This is a genomic window from Amycolatopsis sp. w19 (assembly GCF_051373225.1).
Taxonomy (GTDB): Bacteria; Actinomycetota; Actinomycetes; order Mycobacteriales; family Pseudonocardiaceae; genus Amycolatopsis; species Amycolatopsis japonica.
In genome coordinates this window covers 144993-163803 of sequence record NZ_JBPQFM010000003.1, presented here as the reverse complement: position 1 = coordinate 163803, position 18811 = coordinate 144993, and the positions used below count along the sequence as shown (strand labels likewise).

At 69.1% G+C, this 18811-nt stretch carries 19 protein-coding genes; 5 read left to right on the top strand and 14 right to left on the bottom strand.

The features are described from left to right. Nucleotides 1–29 precede the first annotated feature (29 nt). Nucleotides 30–2843, bottom strand: coding sequence for a BTAD domain-containing putative transcriptional regulator (locus ACSMFO_RS08360; RefSeq protein ID WP_436457829.1), 2814 nt, complete (start codon nucleotides 2841–2843; stop codon nucleotides 30–32). 66 nt (nucleotides 2844–2909) lie between these two features. Here ACSMFO_RS08360 and ACSMFO_RS08355 point away from each other — a divergent pair, with 66 nt between their 5' ends. Beyond that, the gene (locus ACSMFO_RS08355; protein ID WP_436457827.1) at nucleotides 2910–3854 is read left to right on the top strand and encodes an o-succinylbenzoate synthase; all 945 of its coding nucleotides are present in this window, start codon (nucleotides 2910–2912) and stop codon (nucleotides 3852–3854) included. A gap of 59 nt (nucleotides 3855–3913) precedes the next feature. Here ACSMFO_RS08355 and ACSMFO_RS08350 read toward each other — a convergent pair whose 3' ends face one another. From ACSMFO_RS08350 to ACSMFO_RS08325, 6 genes are all read right to left on the bottom strand, one after another. Next, nucleotides 3914–4822: a M23 family metallopeptidase gene (locus tag ACSMFO_RS08350; protein WP_436457825.1), complete on the bottom strand. Its 909-nt coding sequence runs from the start codon at nucleotides 4820–4822 to the stop codon at nucleotides 3914–3916. A gap of 157 nt (nucleotides 4823–4979) precedes the next feature. Continuing rightward, nucleotides 4980–5618 carry a hypothetical protein gene (locus ACSMFO_RS08345; RefSeq protein ID WP_436457823.1) on the bottom strand — a complete coding sequence of 213 codons (639 nt, stop codon included), beginning with the start codon at nucleotides 5616–5618 and terminating at the stop codon, nucleotides 4980–4982. An 80-nt stretch (nucleotides 5619–5698) separates the two neighbouring features. Continuing rightward, the gene (locus ACSMFO_RS08340; protein ID WP_436457822.1) at nucleotides 5699–6493 is read right to left on the bottom strand and encodes a transporter substrate-binding domain-containing protein; all 795 of its coding nucleotides are present in this window, start codon (nucleotides 6491–6493) and stop codon (nucleotides 5699–5701) included. Next, nucleotides 6493–6702, bottom strand: a complete 210-nt coding sequence (locus tag ACSMFO_RS08335) for a hypothetical protein (RefSeq protein WP_436458355.1) — start codon at nucleotides 6700–6702, stop codon at nucleotides 6493–6495. The genes ACSMFO_RS08340 and ACSMFO_RS08335 overlap by 1 nt, the downstream gene beginning before the upstream one ends. Further along, complete coding sequence (locus ACSMFO_RS08330) at nucleotides 6600–6845, bottom strand: hypothetical protein (protein WP_436458332.1); 246 nt, start codon at nucleotides 6843–6845, stop codon at nucleotides 6600–6602. The genes ACSMFO_RS08335 and ACSMFO_RS08330 overlap by 103 nt, the downstream gene beginning before the upstream one ends. Further along, nucleotides 6845–6973, bottom strand: a complete 129-nt coding sequence (locus ACSMFO_RS08325) for a hypothetical protein (RefSeq protein WP_436458353.1) — start codon at nucleotides 6971–6973, stop codon at nucleotides 6845–6847. The genes ACSMFO_RS08330 and ACSMFO_RS08325 overlap by 1 nt, the downstream gene beginning before the upstream one ends. 129 nt (nucleotides 6974–7102) lie before the next feature. Here ACSMFO_RS08325 and ACSMFO_RS08320 point away from each other — a divergent pair, with 129 nt between their 5' ends. Together ACSMFO_RS08320 and ACSMFO_RS08315 are read left to right on the top strand one after the other, a co-directional pair. After that, nucleotides 7103–7327, top strand: coding sequence for a PspC domain-containing protein (locus ACSMFO_RS08320; protein ID WP_007033414.1), 225 nt, complete (start codon nucleotides 7103–7105; stop codon nucleotides 7325–7327). Between the two features lie 205 nt (nucleotides 7328–7532). Next, complete coding sequence (locus ACSMFO_RS08315; protein WP_436457820.1) at nucleotides 7533–9227, top strand: hypothetical protein; 1695 nt, start codon at nucleotides 7533–7535, stop codon at nucleotides 9225–9227. 769 nt (nucleotides 9228–9996) lie between these two features. Here ACSMFO_RS08315 and groL read toward each other — a convergent pair. The 5 genes from groL to ACSMFO_RS08290 all read right to left on the bottom strand — a co-directional run bounded on the left by groL (nucleotide 9997) and on the right by ACSMFO_RS08290 (nucleotide 15107). Next, nucleotides 9997–11625 (bottom strand): chaperonin GroEL, encoded by a 1629-nt coding sequence (groL, locus tag ACSMFO_RS08310; protein ID WP_037335595.1) that lies wholly within the window; start codon nucleotides 11623–11625, stop codon nucleotides 9997–9999. Between the two features lie 338 nt (nucleotides 11626–11963). Then, nucleotides 11964–13424 carry a serine/threonine-protein kinase gene (locus ACSMFO_RS08305; RefSeq protein WP_436457818.1) on the bottom strand — a complete coding sequence of 487 codons (1461 nt, stop codon included), beginning with the start codon at nucleotides 13422–13424 and terminating at the stop codon, nucleotides 11964–11966. 56 nt (nucleotides 13425–13480) lie between these two features. Beyond that, nucleotides 13481–13687 carry a cold-shock protein gene (locus ACSMFO_RS08300; protein ID WP_005164266.1) on the bottom strand — a complete coding sequence of 69 codons (207 nt, stop codon included), beginning with the start codon at nucleotides 13685–13687 and terminating at the stop codon, nucleotides 13481–13483. A gap of 114 nt (nucleotides 13688–13801) precedes the next feature. Beyond that, nucleotides 13802–14425, bottom strand: a complete 624-nt coding sequence (locus ACSMFO_RS08295) for an AIM24 family protein (RefSeq protein ID WP_436457816.1) — start codon at nucleotides 14423–14425, stop codon at nucleotides 13802–13804. A gap of 4 nt (nucleotides 14426–14429) precedes the next feature. Next, entirely contained in the window at nucleotides 14430–15107 is a 678-nt protein-coding gene (locus tag ACSMFO_RS08290; protein ID WP_038507816.1) for a TIGR00266 family protein, read from the bottom strand. Nucleotides 15108–15181: 74 nt separating this feature from the next. On the opposite strand from ACSMFO_RS08290, the gene moeA reads away from it, so the two are divergent. After that, complete coding sequence (gene moeA / locus ACSMFO_RS08285; protein ID WP_436457815.1) at nucleotides 15182–16375, top strand: molybdopterin molybdotransferase MoeA; 1194 nt, start codon at nucleotides 15182–15184, stop codon at nucleotides 16373–16375. 15 nt (nucleotides 16376–16390) lie between these two features. Here the strand turns inward: moeA and ACSMFO_RS08280 are convergent, their stop codons facing one another. Further along, the gene (locus tag ACSMFO_RS08280) at nucleotides 16391–17635 is read right to left on the bottom strand and encodes an MFS transporter (RefSeq protein WP_436457813.1); all 1245 of its coding nucleotides are present in this window, start codon (nucleotides 17633–17635) and stop codon (nucleotides 16391–16393) included. Further along, complete coding sequence (locus ACSMFO_RS08275) at nucleotides 17632–18195, bottom strand: ArsR/SmtB family transcription factor (RefSeq protein ID WP_037335572.1); 564 nt, start codon at nucleotides 18193–18195, stop codon at nucleotides 17632–17634. Before ACSMFO_RS08275 ends, ACSMFO_RS08280 begins: the two co-directional genes overlap by 4 nt. Before the next feature lie 81 nt (nucleotides 18196–18276). Here ACSMFO_RS08275 and ACSMFO_RS08270 point away from each other — a divergent pair, with 81 nt between their 5' ends. Further along, nucleotides 18277–18558 carry a GlsB/YeaQ/YmgE family stress response membrane protein gene (locus ACSMFO_RS08270; RefSeq protein WP_436457812.1) on the top strand — a complete coding sequence of 94 codons (282 nt, stop codon included), beginning with the start codon at nucleotides 18277–18279 and terminating at the stop codon, nucleotides 18556–18558. The last annotated feature ends 253 nt before the right edge of the window (nucleotides 18559–18811 follow it).

Here is an 18811-nt window from a genome sequence, read left to right as displayed (position 1 = left end):
TGGGGGTCGGCACGCCGGGCGCCCGTGCCTCACTCAGCCTTGACGGTCTCGCCCACGAGCGAGGCCAGCTTGGTGCGGACGTCCTCGGCGTCGGGATGCGCGAGCTCGGTCAGCACTCGCACCGAACGCAGCCAGCATTCACGCGCCGACGAGGGATCACCGAGCCGCAGATGGATTCCGCCGAGCTGGGCCAGCACGTCGGCCGCCTCGTAGAGCTCGCCGTGGGCGAAGAACATCTCGACGGCGCGCCGCATGCAGCCGATGCCCTCGTCGCCGCGGCCGAGCCCGACCAGCGCGGTTCCCTTGGTGTGCAAGGTGAAGCGGGCTTCGTCGGGCAGCGCGTGCGCCTCCAGCGCCAAGGCCTGGTCGGCGAAGTCGAGCGCCTGCTCGAAGCGGCCGGCCTGGGCGCAGATGTCGCCGAGGGCCTGCAGCGCGCTGGCCTCCATGCCGGCGCCGACGTTGCTCTCGCGGATGAGCCGCAACGCGCGCGTGCCGTAGTCCCACCCCGTGTCGGGATCCTGGCTGGCCAGCGTGAGGTTGTAGAGGGCCCGCGCCTCGCCCTGCCGGTCCCCGACCTGCCGCTGCAGTTCGACGACCTGCTCCAGGTAGGCGATGCTGTCCTCGTATTGGCGGGCGACCCCGCAGGCCACGCCGAGCCCGCTGAGGATGGCGGCCTCGCCGGAACGGTCCCCGAGGTCGCGGGCGGCACGAAGCGCGACGCCGAACACAGAACGCCAGTCGTCCAGCCGGGCCCGCACGATGAAGTACGACTGCAGCAGCCACGCCAGCTGCCAGCATTCCCGGTATCGCCGCTCCCGGTACGCGATGTTCACCGCGGCGATGAGGTTCCCCGCCTCCTCGTCGAACCAGTCGAGTGCCTGTTCGTAGTGCCCGAACTTCAGGCCGGCGCCGTCGAACCGCTCCGGCTGGACGAGCCGGTAGTGCCGTTCGGAGCGCAGAAGCCTCGACGCGTTCAGCGCGGAGGCGAGCGACGCGTGGAGCAGCCTGTCCAGCACGGCCGTCCGCGCCTCGGGCCCGTCGAGCTCCGCCGAAAGTTCGGCCGCGTACGCGCGGATCAGGTCGTGGAACTGGTACCGGCCCGGTTTGGACCGCGCGATCAGATGCGCGGACGCGAGTTTCGCCAGATCCTCGTGTGCTTCCGCGATGTCGACGCCGGCCACCGCCGCGGCCGCGGGCACGCTGAAGTCGCCGCCGGTCGGCAGGCCGAGCAGCCGCAGCATCCGCGCGGCCCGCTGGTCGAGCGCCCGGTACGAGTACGAGAAGACGGCCCGGATGTTCGTCTCGTCGCCGTCGGCGAGGTCGAACGAGCCCAGCCTGTCCTGTTCGGCTTCCAGCAGCCGGACGAACTCGCCCAGCGCGAGGTCCGGGAACTGCGCCGCCCGCACCGCGAGGATCCGGATGGCCAGCGGCAGGCCGCCGCAGTACCGGATGAACCGTTCGGTGGCCTCGGGATCCTCGGCGACCCGGTCAAGCCCGATCGTCGACGCGAGGAGGGCGATCGCGTCCTCGTCCGGCAGCTCTTCCAGCGCGACGCGCCGCGCGCCGTGGGTCGCGACGAGCGCTTGGAGCTGCCATCGGCTGGTCACCAGCACCAGGCAGCCGGGGCCGGGCAGCAGCGGCCGGATCTGCTCGGTGCTCCCCGCGTTGTCGAGCAGGATCAGCATCCGGCGGCCCGCGCTGTACGTGCGCCAGGTGGCCGCGCGCCCGTCGACGTCGGCGGGGATCCGGTCGGCGGGGACGCCGACGGAGACGAGCATGGTTTCGAGCGCGGCGGCGGCTTCGACCGGCTCGCCGGGACCGTAACCGCGCAGGTTGAGGTACACCTGTCCGCCGGGGAAGCGGTCTCCGACCTCGTGCGCGAAGTGGACGGCGAGCGTCGTCTTGCCGATGCCGCCCATTCCCTCGATCGAGGCGATGGACGTCGACCGCTCGGTGTCCAGCGCCTCCGGGACGAGCCCGTGCAACGCCTTGAGGTCGCGTTGGCGCCCGGAGAACACACGCAGATCGGCGGGGAGCTGGCGAGGGATCAGCGGTTCGGCGCCGAGCCGGTACCGCGTCAGTTCGGAGTCCAATGTGGTCTCGACGGACTCCTCGCCGGTCAGGATCGCCTGGTGCGCCCGCTGCAGCGACGCGCCTGGGTCCAGGCCGAGCTCTTCGGCCAGCACCGCGCCGATCCGGCGGTAGACGTTCAGCGCCTCGGCCTGCCTACCGGAGCGGTAGAGCGCGAGCATCAGCTGTTCGTGCAGCCGCTCCCGCAGCGGGTTCTCGCGGCAGAGCCTGGTCAGCTCGGGCACGACGACGTTGTGCTCGCCGAGCGCGATGAGCGCGTCGGCCCACTGCTCGCACACTCGTAACCGCTCTTCGCCCAGCTGGTCGGCTTCGTCGCGAAGCAGCGCTTCGGAGTGGACGTTCTGCAGCGCCGGCCCTCGCCATTCGGACAAGGCCGCGGCGAACCGGCCCGCGGCTCCGCGCAGGTCGCCGTCCCGCGCGGCCTCCGCGCCGGCCGCGGCGTGGGCGCGGAAACGGGCGAGGTCGAGCAGGTCTTCGTCGAGTTCGAGCAGGTAACCACCCCGTTCGGTGCGGATGGTGACCTCGTCGCCGAGCGCGCGGCGGACCCGCAGGACGTAGGTCTGCAGCGCCCCCTTGGACCGCCGCTGGTCGTCCGGCCACAGCCAGCGGCCCAGCTCCCCGACCGGAACCACCGTGTTCGCGCGCAGCAACAGGCCTGCCAGCACGATGAGCGGCCTGCTGCCGCCCAAGGGCACCGGCAGCCCGTCCGCCGTGACCTCGGTGGGCCCCAGCACGCGAAAGTCGAGTGCCACGTCGCTCATTCTGTCCGGAACCGACGGAATCGGCACGCGATTCCCGCGGTGGCATGATCGGTGCCGATGGACGTCTACGCTATCCCCCTGCGCACGCGGTTCCGAGGCATCACGGTCCGCGAAGGACTGCTGGTCCGCGGCGAGGCGGGCTGGGGCGAGTTCTGCCCGTTCTCCGACTACTCCGACGCCGAGAGCGCGCCGTGGCTCGCGTCCGCCCTGGAGGCGAGCGAACGCGGCTGGCCGTCGCCCGTGCGGGACAGCGTCGAGGTGAACGCGACCGTGCCGGTGGTGTCCCCGGAGCAGGCGTACGAACTTGTTTCCGCTTCGGGCTGTCGCACGGCGAAGGTGAAGGTCGCCGACCCGCGCGTGAGCCTCGCCGAGGACTGCGCCCGGGTGGAGGCGGTGCGGGCCGCACTGGGCCCGCGGGGCGCCGTCCGCGTCGACGCGAACATGGCCTGGGACGTGGACACCGCGGTCAAGGCCATCGGTGAACTGGACCGCGCGGCCGGCGGGCTCGAGTACGCCGAGCAGCCCTGCCCGTCGATCGACGAACTGGCCGCCGTCCGGCGCCGGGTCGGAGTGCGGATCGCCGCGGACGAATCGATCCGCCGGGCCGAGGATCCGCTGAAGGTGGCCGTCGCGGGGGCGGCCGACGTCGCCGTTCTGAAGGTCGCGCCGCTGGGCGGGGTGCGGCGCGCGCTGGAGGTCGCCGAAGCCTGCGGCCTGCCGTGCGTGGTGTCTTCCGCCGTCGAGACGAGCGTCGGGCTCGCCGCCGGGCTGGCGCTCGCGGGCGCACTGCCCACTTTGGACTTCGCGTGCGGACTGGGCACGATGTCGTTGCTGACCGGAGATGTCTGCGGCGAATCACTGTCCCCTGTGGACGGTCGACTGCCGGTGCCGCTTCAGGCTCCCGTTCCCGATCTGTTCGCCGCCCACGCCGCCGCCCCGGACGTCCGGGAGGCCTGGGAAGCCCGCCTCACCCGCGTTCGCGCTCACCTCCGGATGCTATGAACGGTCCGTTCCTTGCGAAATTTGCAAGGAACGGACCGTTCATAGCGTTCGCGAGACGATCAGGTGCAGTGCTCGAAAGGCGATTCGTAGCTGGCTGATCCCGCCGAGCCGCCCCACCGGACACATTTCGCGCCGGCGGCCGCGCTCACCGGACCCGCGTAGTACTCGAAGCTGCCGGAGTCGGTCTTCCTGGCCGAACCCTGCACTTCGAGGAAGGCCGAGACAGCGCTGCCCGTGCCGACCGAGGTGGACTTGATGGTGGTGACGCAGTTGTTCTTGTTCGTGGCGTTGTACAGCAGGTACGCCGTCGCGGCGCTGCCGACCGCCTGCGAGTCGATCACCTTGTAGCCGTCGCCGCACACCTCGACGGCGTCGTACGGGTTGGCGTTCCCGTTGCCGCTGCAGGTGTTCTTGGAGGTCACGTTGGCGTTGGGGTAGCCGAATTTCACGCCGTTGAAGTACGCGGGCTTGATGTTGCTCGGCCACGACGAGTCGTTGGTGCGGACTTCGTAGTGCAGGTGCGGGCTGATGTTGTTGCCCGGCTTGGAGGTGTTGCCGACCTCGCCGATCTTCTGCCCCTGCGCGACCTGCGCGTTGAGCGCGACCGAACGGACCTTCAGATGCGCGTAGTAGGTCGACCATCCCCCACCGTGGTCGATCTTCACGAGGTTGCCGAAGCCGTTCTGCGACCCCTGGTGCGCCGAGATGACGACCTTGCCCGCCGCCGCCGCGACCACCGTGTCGCCCAGATCCGCCCCCGCGGAACTGCCCCGGTTGAAGTCGATCTCGTAGGCCCGGTGCGCGCTGCTGTTGTCGTTGTCGCCGTTCCACACCTGGTTGCAGGGGAACGGAAGCTGGAAGTTGGGACGCGGCCCGACGGCGGCTTCGGCCGACGTCGCGGTGATCGCCAGCCCGGCCATGCCCAGCAAGGCGGTGGCGGCCGCCGTGAGCACTCGTCTGAATCTCATCGGATGTCCTTTCTCGGCGTTTCGCGAGAAGCGTCCCGAAAGGGCGTACAAGCGAGATACAAACGACCACGAGCCCTCCTGGCCGAGGGGACCAGGAGGACTCGTGCCGCCTCCGCACCGGATCCGTCCGCGTCTTCCCCGTCCCGGTGCGGGTGTCTCAGCCGACGCGCTCGATGGTGGCGCGGCGGATCAGGAACTTGCCCGGTTCGCGGACCTGCTCGAAGGCCGCGTTGTTCAGCAGCGCGCAACTGCCGGAAACGCCGGTGACCTCGACGGTCGTGGACTTGTCGTTGTCCAGGTTCGTCACCTTCAGCTTGGTGCCCGCCGGGAACTCGCCGCTGGACGCCGCGGGGGCGCCGCCCTCGCCGGACAGCGTCACCGTGGAGCCCGGGCAGACGACCTCGCCGTCACCGGCGGCCGCTTCCTCCTGCGGCGCCGCCTCTTCCTTCGGAGCCGCCTCGTCCTCGACCGCCATGGCGTCGTCCGCGGCCTGCTTCCCGCTGTCGGCCTGTACTTCTTCGGTGCACCCGGCGGCTTCGCGGCGCTGCTGGATGAGGTCGACGACGGCCTGCCTGTTCGCGATCCGCGCCTCGGACAAGGCGTCCGGCTGCGCCTTCTGGCCCGCGATGAAGGTGAGGTTGTTGCGGAGAGCGGTGTCGAGCCCCTGGCAGCTTTCCGCGGCCTGTCCGTCCGGAGTGCTGATCGCGAACATCGCCGCGGCGATGGCGGCCACCCCGAGCACGGACGCGATGCCGATCGTCGCGCGTTTGCGGTGTTTCCCGGCGCTGTTCATCATCGGTGTCTTCCTCCGGTCTGGTTTCCTCCTCACCCACATCCAGGGATACGGCCGGATAACGAAAGTGGTTCAAACCGATTTCAGCCAAGCCAGGGCTTCGCGATACGCGCGTAAGTGCCGTCGTTCAGCGCGAGATGCAGCCACTGGTCGGTCCACTCCTTGAACACGACGTCGCGCGGCAGAAGGTACGCCTTCTCCGAGAAGGTGAACGGCTCGTCGGGATGCACCGCGCACAAACGCGGATTCCGCTTCGCCTGCCAACGGGTCTCGGTGGCATCGGTGATCATCAGGTCGGCCCGGCCGGCCAGGATCTCGGCGAAGATCGTGTTGTTGTCCGGATGCCGCACGATGGTCGCGCGCTTGAGGTTGGCGTCGGCGAACTGTTCGTTGGTACCGCCCGGATTCACGATCGCCCGCACACCCGGCTGGTCGATCTGCTCCAGGGTCTGGAACCGCTTTTCGTTCTCGCACAAGGTGATCGGCGTCTTGCCGTCGCGAAGATAGGGAACGGTGTAGAAACCCTTCTTCGCGCGGTCCAAGGTCACCGAAACCCCGCCCATCGCCAGATCGCATTTCCGCCCGACGTCGTCGGCGATCGCCTTCCAAGTGGTCTGGACCAGCTGGAGCCGGACGCCGAGCCGCCGGGCGAGGTCGCCCGCGAGGTCGATGTCGATCCCGCTCCACGCGCCGCCGGCGTCCCGATAGGTGAACGGGCGATAGTCCCCCGTCGAACACACGCGGATCTCGCCGCGGGCTTGAACGACGTCCAGTCTGCTTTGCGCGCCATGACCTTCGGGCGCGGCACCGGCCGTGCCGATTCCCAGCACGGTCAGCACCGCGACCCCGAACGTGAGCGCTTTCGCCTTGATCGTCATCAAGGCATCTTCCACGCCCTGAGGTAAGCGCGCACCAGCTCGTCGAGACGGTGCTCCAGCGACTCGGCCGCTTCCAGCGCTTCCTCGCGGGTTTTCTCGCCCTGCCTCAGATCCCGGAGCCGGCCGAGCCACGGTTCGGGGACCGGCAGCGTGATCCGGCCGGTCTCCAGCAGCTCCACGCCCTGCACGCCGAGCCGCACCATGTGCATGGCGAACTTCGTGTCGAAGCCGTACTTCTGGCGCCGAGTTCGTCGATCACCATGATCTCGGACTCGGGTACGAACAACGGCAGGAGGACGGTCGGGTTCCCGTTGAGCACGAGCCGCATCCACTTGCGCAGCGAGTAGACGATCAGGTCGAGGTCACCGGGGCCGGATCGGGCGCCTTCGGGTTGCGTGCGTGCAGCCCGGACCCGACCTGGCAGCGCAGGATCGTGCCCTGCTCGGCGATGGCGGCGAATTCGGGGCTGTCGTGTTCCACCGGACAAGTCATACCCGCGGGCAGGGACGCCGGGCATCCGGTTTTCCGGCCCCTCAGGGTCGGATTCCAGGGTCGGGTCGGGGCCGTTCCCCGATGTGCCGGGGGTCGTTCCGGAGCGAACATGGGGCCATGACGAACAGCGTGTACACCCCCCAGGCCACCAAGAAGCTCTACCGCAGCCGCACCGACAAGATGCTCGCGGGCGTCGCCGGCGGCTGGGCCGCCTACCTCGGCGTCGACGCCGCGATCCTGCGCATCGCCCTCGTGGCGGGCGTCTTCTTCACCGCCGGATTCGCGATCCCGCTCTACGCCGCCGCGTGGCTCCTGACCCCGGAACAGCCGGGCGAATCCTGATCGGGGCGGACGCCGTGCGCAGGGGGCGCGGCGTCCGCCGGATCGCGTTCAGCCCGCTGAACGCGATCCGCCTGGGGCAGGGGGATGAAGAAGGGCCCGGACATGGGGATGTCCGGGCCCTTTTCCGGTTTTCGGCCGCGGGATCACGGCTACCCCGTTACACTTCCCCTGACTTTGTCACAGGGAGTGGGAAGCGGGGGTCTCCATGGCCGGGTATCTGAGCCTCAGCGAGTACAAGCGGATGCTCGAAGGCGCGCTGGACGACTTCTGCCAGGCGCTCACCAAGCGCTGGATGGAAGACGCCGTCGACGCCATGGCGAAGCTCTCGCCGGCCGTCCCGTGCTCGACGGAGCCCTGGGCCTGGCAGTGGCAAGCCGAATCGTACGGCCATCTGTCGCACGGCGAAGACTTGTGCGGCTACCTCACCTGGGTCATGGACGGCCTGCACGGGCACTACAAGGACGTCCACTGCGACGGCTGGAACCCGCAGACCCAGAAGTACGTCGAGTGCCATGTCGAACGGAACCTGGCGCAGATCGAGCGGCTGGCCTGGAACCGGCGGCAGGAGGTCGCCAAGTTCGTCCCGCAGCTGGAAGGGCCCGACCTCGCGAAGCTGGAGGCCGCCCACAACACGTTCCTGAACGTCGCCGGCAATCTCGGCTTCGAGGACAAGAACGGGCGGGTGGCCGAGCTTCTCGGTCAGGGCGCGGTCGTCCGGAACGTCGAATGGCTGGCCGGTTCGACCAGCGCGAACGAGGAATGGTTCATCGAGTGGACCGGGCTCGCCGCCAAGGCCTTCCGTGAAGGATTCTTCGCCTCGATCGCGCCGACCATGGCGCACCAGTCGCTCATCCTCGCCAGCCTGTCCACGCTATATTCCACCCGCGCCGCGACGATCCAGGCGACCCGGCTCAACATCGTCAAACGGCTCAACTGGGCCACCAAGAAGCTGGACGAAAAGGTCACCCTCAAGGTCTTCACCGCGGACTCGATCCTGGAGAAGGTCGACGGGGCGAAAACACTCCACGGGATCGCGACCAATCTGCTGTCCGCGGGGGCGAAACTCAGCAAGGTCGTGAAGACCGTCGACGAGGCGGGCGGGAAGGTCCTCGGCCCGGTCGGCGCCGTCCTCGACCTGGCCGTTTTCGCCGGCGGGATCATCAAGGGACTCACCGTCGAGCAGGACGCCATGTCCCTCCAGGACATCCTGCAGAAGCTCACCACCTCGATCCAGGACGAGCACAACGCCTTGTCCGGCCTCGAAGCCGACTTCGGCGCGAACGTCCTGGCCCTGCAGAAGGCGATCGCGGGGGTGCACAGCTACGAGCTGGAGCTCTACGACCTCACCGCGAACACGCTGCCGAACCAGACCGACCGCGCGAAGTACAAAGGGGTCAGGGTCGAGGTCCACTTCCTGCTGCGTGTGGCGCAGACCTGCTTCGAAGCGGCCGACGCCTATTCGGTACAGCTGCGGATTCTGGCCGAGGCCGACGGCGCCGACCGGCATCTCGCGGGCCGTGACGAGCAGACGTGCACGGGCGACGACACGACTTTGGAGATCCGCGACGCCGTCGAACAGTTCATGAGGACGAGCTGCGCCCGGTTCCTTCTGGCCGGCGAGCAGCTCAGGAAGGCAGCCGAGGCCTACGCGCGAATCGATGGCGAGCTCTCGGACGACCTCAAGAAGATGTTCGCCGACTGGGAAAGCGCCAACAAGGACCGGGGGAAGATCGACCCCAATCCCGAAACGGTCGAAAGGGAAAGCGCGGGCAAGGAGGCCGGCGGCACGGACCGGACGGGCCTCGAGCCGAGGAAGACTTCGGAGCCGAACTCCACCGATCCGTACGAGACGGACCGCCGGAAGCAAGGCGGCAAGTACGCGGTGGACGGGCAGCGGTAGCTACCGGTCCGAAGTCCGTGAAGGCGTAACTCGCGTGAGTTCGGTGCCACGCCAGCAAATCGACCCAGATCACAGCGCGAGCCAGGCCTTGGTCCTTCAAGCCTTGTGAGTGGCTTTTCGGGTTATTGAGGGGAAAGGCAAACATTGCGTGATCGAACCCTGTCACACAGGGGGCTGTCTTCGCGACGGAATGGCCGCCCTGGACGACAGGGGTTCCGGACTGACGTGGGGGCTCACCCGGCACACAGTGTCCACAAGGGACAACACGCGCCGATCGCATGCCCGCTTGGTGTCGTGATGTCCGTTTATCGCGAGGGTCGTGAGCGGCAAAGAGGGTTAGAGCGATCATTTTCACTCACGACGCCCGCGCAAAGCGCCCAAATCGGACGCGAATGGCTGGATTGACGTCCTTTGTGGACGGTTGCGGGGTGCGTCAGATCCGGCAAGTGAGCCCTTGGCCTGCAACGCGCCACGTTTGCCTTACCCCTCAATACCCTCTTTACCACTCACGACCTCCACCGGGACCGGACATCATGACCCAATCGGCGCGAGGTGTCCCTTGTGGACACTCCGCACCGGGGTGAGCTCGCACGTCGGTCCGCAACCCCGCCGTCCAGGGTGGCAGGCTCATCGCGAAGTCGGTGAAGACGGCCTGCGCGACAGGGTTCGATCACGCCACGTTCGACCTACGAATCGCCACCCACGGCAAAGGAAAAGCCCGGACGCGCGAGGCGCGTCCGGGCTTTCCGGTGGTGCTACAGGCTCGAACTCAGAAGTCCATGCCGCCCATGCCACCGGACGGGTCGGCGGGAGCGGCCGAGGCCTTCTCCGGCTTGTCCGCCACGACGGCTTCGGTGGTCAGGAACAGCGCCGCGATGGAAGCGGCGTTCTGCAGCGCGGAGCGGGTGACCTTCGTCGGGTCCGGCACGCCGGCCGCGAGCAGGTCTTCGTACTCGCCCGTGGCGGCGTTGAGGCCGTGGCCCTGCGGGAGGGACTTGACCTTCTCCGCCACGACGCCGCCCTCGAGGCCGGCGTTGATCGCGATCTGCTTGAGCGGCGCCTCGACGGCGACCTTGACGATGTTGGCACCAGTGGCCTCGTCGCCCTCGAGCTTCAGACCGGCGAAGGCGGCCTCGGCGGCCTGGATGAGAGCGACGCCACCACCGGCGACGATGCCCTCTTCGACGGCGGCCTTGGCGTTGCGCACCGCGTCCTCGATGCGGTGCTTGCGCTCCTTCAGCTCGACCTCGGTGGCGGCACCGGCCTTGATGACGGCCACGCCGCCGGCCAGCTTCGCCAGACGCTCCTGGAGCTTCTCGCGGTCGTAGTCCGAGTCCGAGTTGTCGATCTCGGCGCGGATCTGGTTGACGCGACCCTGGATCTGGTCGGCGTCGCCCGCACCCTCGACGATGGTGGTCTCGTCCTTGGTGATGACGGCCTTGCGCGCCTTGCCCAGCAGGGAAAGGTCCGCGTTCTCCAGCTTGAGGCCGACGTCCTCGGAGATGACCTGGCCACCGGTCAGGATCGCGATGTCCTGCAGGATCGCCTTGCGGCGGTCACCGAAGCCCGGCGCCTTGACGGCGACGGACTTGAAGGTGCCGCGCATCTTGTTGACGATGAGGGTGGCCAGGGCCTCGCCCTCGACGTCCTCGGCGATGATCAGCAGCGGCTTGCCGGACTGGATGACCTTCTCCAGCAGCGGCAGAACGTCCTTGACGGTGGAGATCTTGGAGCCGAAGAGCAGGACGTACGGGTCCTCGAGCTCGGCTTCCTGACGCTCCGGGTCGGTCACGAAGTAACCGGAGATGTAGCCCTTGTCGAAGCGCATACCCTCGGTGAGCTCGAGCTCGAGCCCGAAGGTGTTGCTCTCCTCGACGGTGACGACGCCTTCCTTGCCGACCTTGTCCAGCGCCTCGGCGATGAGCTCGCCGATGGTGCGGTCCGCGGCGGAGATCGACGCGGTGGCGGCGATCTGCTCCTTGGTCTCGATCTGGACGGCGGCCTTGTGCAGCTGCTCGGTGATGGCCTCGACGGCCGCCTCGATGCCGCGCTTCAGGCTGATGGGGTCGGCCCCGGCGGCGACGTTGCGCAGACCCTCGCGGACGAGAGCCTGGGCGAGCACGGTGGCGGTGGTGGTGCCGTCACCCGCGACGTCGTCGGTCTTCTTGGCAACTTCCTTGACGAGCTCGGCCCCGATCTTCTCCCACGGGTCCTCGAGCTCGATCTCCTTGGCGATGGAGACACCGTCGTTGGTGATCGTCGGCGCGCCCCACTTCTTTTCGAGCACGACGTTCCGGCCCCGCGGGCCGAGGGTCACCTTGACGGCTTCGGCGAGGGTGTTCAAGCCGCGCTCAAGACCGCGGCGGGCGTCCTCGTCGAACGCGATCAGTTTGGCCATTGCGGTGTGGTCCTCCGGTATTGGGCGCCGCCGCACGCCTACTACAGCGCGGCGGCAGGACTCTTCCTCGGCCAGGCTCGGTGCCCGCGACGGACGACCCACCCGATCAAGGGTGCGGCCTCACCGTCCCGACCTTCAGGCGAACGGTCGGTGACCGCTCCGCCTGGCACTCGACGGCGTCGAGTGCCAATGTCGTGTTTAGCACTCTCCTGGGGAGAGTGCAAGAACCGCAGGTCAGCGCGGTGGCGTCGCCGAAGGCGGACCATGCCCGCATAAGACGCGGCGAAGGACGCTTTCGCCACATCTCATGCGGTGAAAGCGTCCTTCGGCTCAGCTCGTCAGTTGCTCGGCTTGATGGGGATCGACGACGGCGGCGGCTTCAACGACGAGCCGGGACCCTGCGTTTGGGAGCCGCCGGGGCCGACCGGGATGTTCGGCGCGGTGGTCTGCGGGCCGTTCCCGCCGCTCGAATCACTGAAGATGAAGATCGCGGCGACGATCGCGCCCGCGACCACGAGGGCGCCGACGACGATCCAGATCCACTTCGCGCCGCCGCCCTTCTTGGGCTGCTGCTGGAAACCGCCCTGCTGCTGCGGCGGCGGGCCGTAACCGGGCGGCGGGCCCTGCTGGAAGCCACCCTGTTGCTGGAAACCGCCCTGCTGCTGCGGCGGCGGGCCGTAACCGGGGGGCGGGCCCTGCTGGAAACCGCCCTGCTGCTGGAAGCCACCCTGCGGCGGCGGGCCGTAACCGGGCGGCGGGCCCTGCTGGGGCGGGCCTTGCGGCGGGGGACCCTGCGGTCCCGGTCCCTGCTGGCCGTAGCCGGGCTGCTGTCCTCCGTACGGGTGCACGGGGCCCCCCTCTCCCTGTGGCGGCGTGTTCTGCCGTGGCGCCTGCTGCGGTACCGCCTGCTGGACGGTCGCGGCCGCCGCCTGCCCGGGCGGCTCGTTCGAAGTCGCGAGCGGACCGAGCGCGCGCCTGGCGGCCGCGATCATCTCAACACAGTTGGGGTAGCGATCGGCGGGATTCTTCGCCATTCCCTTCCGGACGACCTCGTCGATCCCGGCAGGCAGGCCGACGATCCGCGAGATGGCCGGGGGCTCGCCGTTCAGATGCCCCTTGATGACCGTCTGCACGTCGCCCTTGAAGGGCGGGCTGCCGGTCAGGCAGGCGTAGAGGACACAGGTGAGCGCGTACTGGTCGGTGCGGCCGTCGAGCGGCTCGCCGCGCAGGTGCTCGGGCGCCGCGTACGTCGGCGAGCCGAGGAAGTCGCCGCCGCGGGTCCGGTGCCCGGTGGCGCCGCGGCGGGTCAGGCCGAAGTCGGCGACGTAGACGTGCTCACGCGAGGTCTCCTTGCTGGTGACCAGGACGTTCGCCGGTTTGACGTCGAGGTGCACGAGACCCCGGTTGTGCAGGGTGTCGAGCGCGTCGGCGACCTGGTCGAGCATGTTCAGCGCGCGGGCGGGCGCGATCGGGCCGCCGGAGATCAGCCCGGCGAGGTCGCCGCCGTCGACCATCCGCATGGCGATGTAGAGCATGCCTTCGAGCTCGCCGAAGTCGTACAAGGGCACGACGTTGGCATGGTCGATCGCGGACGTGTTCCGCGCCTCGTCGACGAAGCGTTCGCGGAATTCGGCGTCGGCCCCGAGGTGATCACCGATGACCTTCAGTGCCACCTTGCGTCCGAGCCGCACGTCCGTGGCCTTGTAGGTCACGCTCATGCCGCCCTTGCCGAGCACACCGTCGATGCGGTAGTTGCCCAGCCGACGACCCGTCAGGTCCCCCGACTCATCGCCTGTCACGCAGCGAAGCCTAACGCGCCAGTTCCGGGCGCCGCCGGGGGTCGCCCGAAGTCTCTTTAAGAGACCTTGCGTACGTCCGCGGCCTGACTCCGCCCGTCACGGCCGGACTGGACTTCGAATTCCACGCGGTCACCCTCGTCGAGCGTCCGGAATCCGTCGGCCTGAATGGCCGAGTAGTGGACGAAGACGTCGGGCCCTTCGGTGGATTCGATGAATCCGTAGCCCTTTTCCGAGTTGAACCACTTGACGGTGCCGACTGCCACGGCGCACTCCCTCAGCACAGGATCCGTCGGCCTTCTCTGCCCCGGCCGGCGGTTTCGAGTGCAGTTCACGCTACCCGAATTACCGGCGTCGGCAATGCTCAATTCGTCCCAAGGTCATCCGTGGGAAAGCCGCCTATTGCGCGCTTGCACGAGGACGCGTCCTGGTCCCGCGAAGTCCAGCGCGAGCCCTTCGCCGGTGCGCACCGACTGCGGGCCGGACTGGTCGACCGCGCGGAGACGACACTGCACGGTGTCCGGATAGGCCAGCAGGAAGTCCGGCCGCACGGTGACGAGTTCGCCCGCGGTGAGTTCGAAGGCGTCGACCGGTCCCTGCGCGGCCAGCACGAGCGGGCCGCTTCCGCTGTAGTGCTCCAGGAAACCGGAATCGGCGCCGAAGAGCTTCTGCAGCGGCGCCCAGCCGGGGTCGTGCCGGACGGTCGACGGCCGGGCGAGGATCGCGTCCCGGCTCACGCACCAGCCCCCGCCGCCGGTGAACTCCAGCGGGTAGACGTCGCCGGCGGCCAGCGGCGCGAAGTCGATCCAGCCGCCGCCCTCCGGTGCGTTGAACACCGACGGGGCCGCTTTGCCCGCCCGCGAACCACCGCGGGACGGGACGGTTTCGGTGATGCCGAAACTGCTGGCCAGCATGGTGTCCCCGGCGGCCTGGACGGCCTCGCCGGGGGACAGCAGCACGCGTGCGACCCCGAAGTTCGGGGTGTGCCTCGTCTGGACCCGCATGCGGTCAGCGGGAGGGGACCTGGGCGATCACCCAGGCGGACAGCGCCGACGGGTTGCGGGTCTGGGTGAGCAGCTGGCCCGGACCGGCGAAGTCGAAGACGAGGCCTTCACCGCTCTTCATCGACTGGATGACACCGGTGGCGACCTTGCGGATCTGGTACTGCACGGTGTCCGCGAACGCGACGACGTGCCCGGTGTCGATGGTGATCACCTCGCCCTGCTGCAGGGTGACCGTCTCCAGCGCGCCGTAGCAGGCCACGACGAGCGGGCCCTGTCCCGTCGCGTGCGTCAGGAAGCCGCCCTCGCCGCCGACGAGGTTCTTGAGCCCGCCCCATTTGGTCTCGGTCTGCACGCCGTGGGAGGACGCGAGCCACGAACCGCGCGTGACGCACCAGCCGGTGCGGCCGTCGAGGTTGATGATCTGCATGTCGCCCGGCAGGTTCGCGGCGACGTCGACCCAGCCGCCGTTCTGCGGTGCGGTGTAGGTGGAGATGAAGAAGGACTCGCCGGAGAGGAAGGCGCGGCCGAGGCCCTTCATGATGCCGCCCTGCGCCTGGGACTGGACCTGCACGCCGTAACTCGTCGCCATCATCGCGCCCGACTCGACCTGCGCCGGCTCACCCGGGGCGAGGACGAGCCTCGCCACCGCGAACGATGGCTGGTGACGGATCTGAACCTGCATGTCTTCTTCTCCCCGGATGGTCGTTGTGACGCGCAGAGTCTTGCATGCGGGGCCCGAGGCGGGAGGATGGTCCGGTGATCTCCGTCGACGCCCACCGTGAGACCGTCACCGGCCTGCTCGGAAACGCCCCCGTCATCCGCCTTCCGCTCGCCTCCGCCGCCGGGCTCGTGCTCGCCGAGGACGTCCGCGCGGGGGTTTCGCTGCCGCCGTTCGACAATTCCGCGATGGACGGTTACGCCGTCCGCGCCGAGGACATCGCGGAGGTGCCCGTGACGCTGCCGGTCGCCGAAGACATCCCCGCGGGACGGGTCGACAGCACGAAACTGGAGCCGGGCACCGCGCACCGGATCATGACCGGCGCCCCGATGCCGCCCGGTGCCGACGCGGTGGTGATGGTGGAGCACACGGACGGCGGCGTGACAGACGTCCGGATTCTCAGGACAGCTGTCCTGGGCGCGCACATCCGGCGTCGGGGCGAGGATGTCGTCGAGGGCACGGTGGCGCTTTCCGCGGGGACGGTGCTGGGTCCGGCGCAACTGGGTCTCGCGGCGGCCGTCGGGCTCGCCGAGGTTCCCGTGTACCGGCCGCTGAAGGTGCTCGTGGTGTCCACCGGGACCGAGCTCGTCGACGCACCGGAACCGTTGCGGCACGGGCAGATCTACGAGTCGAACAGCATCATGCTGGCGTCCGCGATCCGCGCGCTCGGCTGCGAGGCCGAGGTCGTGCGCAGTGTGGTCGACGACGTGGACGAGTTCCGCTCGGTGATCGAGCCGAGGCTGGCGGAGGTCGATCTGCTGGTGACCTCGGGCGGGGTGAGCGCGGGGGCGTACGAAGTGGTGAAGGACGCGCTGACCGGACAGGGCGTGGAGTTCCGGAAGGTCGCGATGCAGCCTGGCGGGCCGCAGGGCTGCGGACGCTGGAACGGCGTGCCGGTGGTGACGCTGCCGGGCAATCCGGTGAGCGTGCTCGTGTCGTTCGAAGCGTTCCTGCGGCCGGCGTTGCTCGCGGCGATGGGGCACGCCGGGATCGACCGGCAGAAGGTGCGGGCCCGGCTCACCGAGGCGATGACCTCCCCCGCCGGACGGCGCCAGTTCCGGCGGGGCTTCTACACGCATTCCGAAGGTGAGGTCACCGGGATCGTCGGTCCGCGCGGCGGACCGGGATCGCATCTGCTGGCGTCGTTCACGCAGGCGAACTGCCTGATCGTGCTGCCGGAGGACGTGGACTCGGCCGAGCAGGGCGACGAGGTGGACGTCCTCCTGCTCTGACCTGCGTTTCGCAGGCTAAAGGCGATCCGTCGGGAAGTCGCGGCACCGGCCGATCGGCGTGAACAGCAGCGCGAAGACGGCGAGCACCTCGAGTCCGGCCATCAGGCCCAGCGTCTGCCGCACGCCGGCCGTCTCGCCGAGGATCCCGCCGAGCAGGCCGCCGAGCGCGACCGCGCCGAAGCTGAGCACGGACGAACTCGCGGTGACCCGGCCGAACATCCCGGCCGGGACGTAGCGCTGCCTGAAGGTGGCGTTGAGGACGTTCGAACCGACGACGCCTGCGCTGAGCGAGAACCCGGCGGCGACGAAAAAGGCGAGCCCCCAGCCGCCGTTGGCGAGCGGGCCGAGCAGCATCATCAGCGCGCCGAAGGCCTCGCAGAGCACGAAGGCACGGGCGGTGCCGATCCGCGCGGCGAGTTTGCCCGACAGCGCGGCGCCGAAGACGCCGCCCGCGCCGGCGAGCGCGAGCACGAGGCCGGTGGCGCCCGCTCCCACGCCGAGGTCGCGAACGAGGAAAACGACCTCGATCGACTGGTAGCCCATGAGCGCGACGTTCGAGATCGCGCCGAAGACCGCCAGGACACGCAAATACGGGTCGCGGACGACGAAAACGAGGCCGTCGCGGATCTCGTCACGCAGCCGTGAACGCGTCTTCGCCGGGCGCTCCGGCTCCCGGTGCCGGATGGATCGCAGGCACAGCACGGAAAGCCCGAAGCTGACGGCGTCGGCGAACACCCCGGCGACGGCGCCGAACCAGTGCGCCAAGAGCCCGGCGAGCCCCGGTCCGCCGATCTGCGCGGCGGATTCGCTGCCTTGCAGCTTTTGGTTGGCCTCCTGCAGTTGTTCCTTGTCGACCAGCGAAGGCAGGTACGCGCGATACGCGACGTTGAAGAACACCTTCGCGACGCCGCCCGCCAAGGCGACGACGATCAGCTGGGTCATCGTGAGCAGGCCGGACCACGCCGCGACCGGGACACTGAGGAAGACCAGCATGGAAATGCCGTTGCACACCAGCATGACCGGGCGTTTCGGCCGTCTGTCGACCCAGGCGCCGGCGGGCAGGCCGATCAGCAGCCACGGCAGCCAGGCGGCCGCGGTCAGCAGCCCGACCGCGAACGTGCTCGCCTGCAGGGTGACCACCGCGACGAGCGGCAGCGCGACGACGGCGATGGAACTGCCGAGCACGCTGGTCGTCTCGCCGGTCCACAGCAGCCGGAAATCCCTGGAGCGCAGCAAGCCGCCGCGTTCGCGGGTGGTCACGGGCGGGCCGGGACGACGCGGGTGGAGATGAAGACGGGGCGGCGTTCCTGGCCGTCGTCCGGGATCTCGCGGCCGCTGTAGGACTTGATCAGCTCGTGGACCTTCTGTTCGAGCTCGGCCAGCTCGGCGACCGACATCTTCGCCCAGCTGTCGGTGGCGAAGGCGGCGCGATGCCATTCCTCCGGATAGCTGTCGCGTTCGGCGAACCATTGGCGCGCCATGGACACCTGGCGTTCGAGGGCGAGGGATTCGGCGGCGGCCGCGACCGGGTCGTCGGGGAAGTCCGAAGGCGACCAGGAAACCGCGTAGCTCACGCGGCGCCACCAGCGCTCGCGACGGTCGCGGGCGAGTTCCGGTGCTTCCTCGACGAGATCGCTCGCGGCCAGCACCTTCAGGTGGTGACTGACGTTCCCGACGGCCTGCCCGGTCCGCTCGGCGAGCACGGAAGCCGTGCACGGGCCGTCGAGGCGGAGGACGTCGAGCAGGCGGCGCCGCAGCGGATGCGACATCGCGGCGAGCACCTTCGAATCGTGGACTTCGTGGACTTCGCGATCGGCCATAACGCACAACAGTAGTTGCACAAGATCCCTTGCACAAGTCTCCTTGTGCACTACTCCATCCGGGTCGGTAACCTCGATGGCATGGGTTTCTTCTCGTGGATCGTGTTCGGCGCCATCGCCGGTTGGCTGGCCAATGCCGTGGTGGGCGGCCCGGACCGGCGCGGCGGCTGCCTGTTCAGCATCCTGGTCGGCGTGCTCGGCGCGGCGCTGGGCGGTTTCATCTACCGGCTCGCCACCGGCACCGAACGGACCTTCGAGTTCGACTTCCCCAGCTTCGGCGTCGCGATCCTCGGTTCGATCGTGCTGCTCGCCCTGCTGCGGCTGGTGCGCGGCTCCGGGCGGAGCGACTCGTATCGGCGGTGATCAACGGAGTGACCGTTGGTAACGGTTTTCTCGCGACCGGTGATCATCGGAGCGCGGGGAACTAGAGTGGGATGTTCGCTCAGTTCCAGTGGCCGCGTCCGGGTGCATGTGCCGTCGGGGGGCATATGCATCCGGACGCGCGTGCCTCGGCGATGACGGAGACGGCGCGGACGGGGTCGACGAGCGGAGGCATCGGCGCCGCCGAAATGTCCTTCTTCCAGGCGCGGAACAGCTCGGCGAGTCGCTCGCCTGC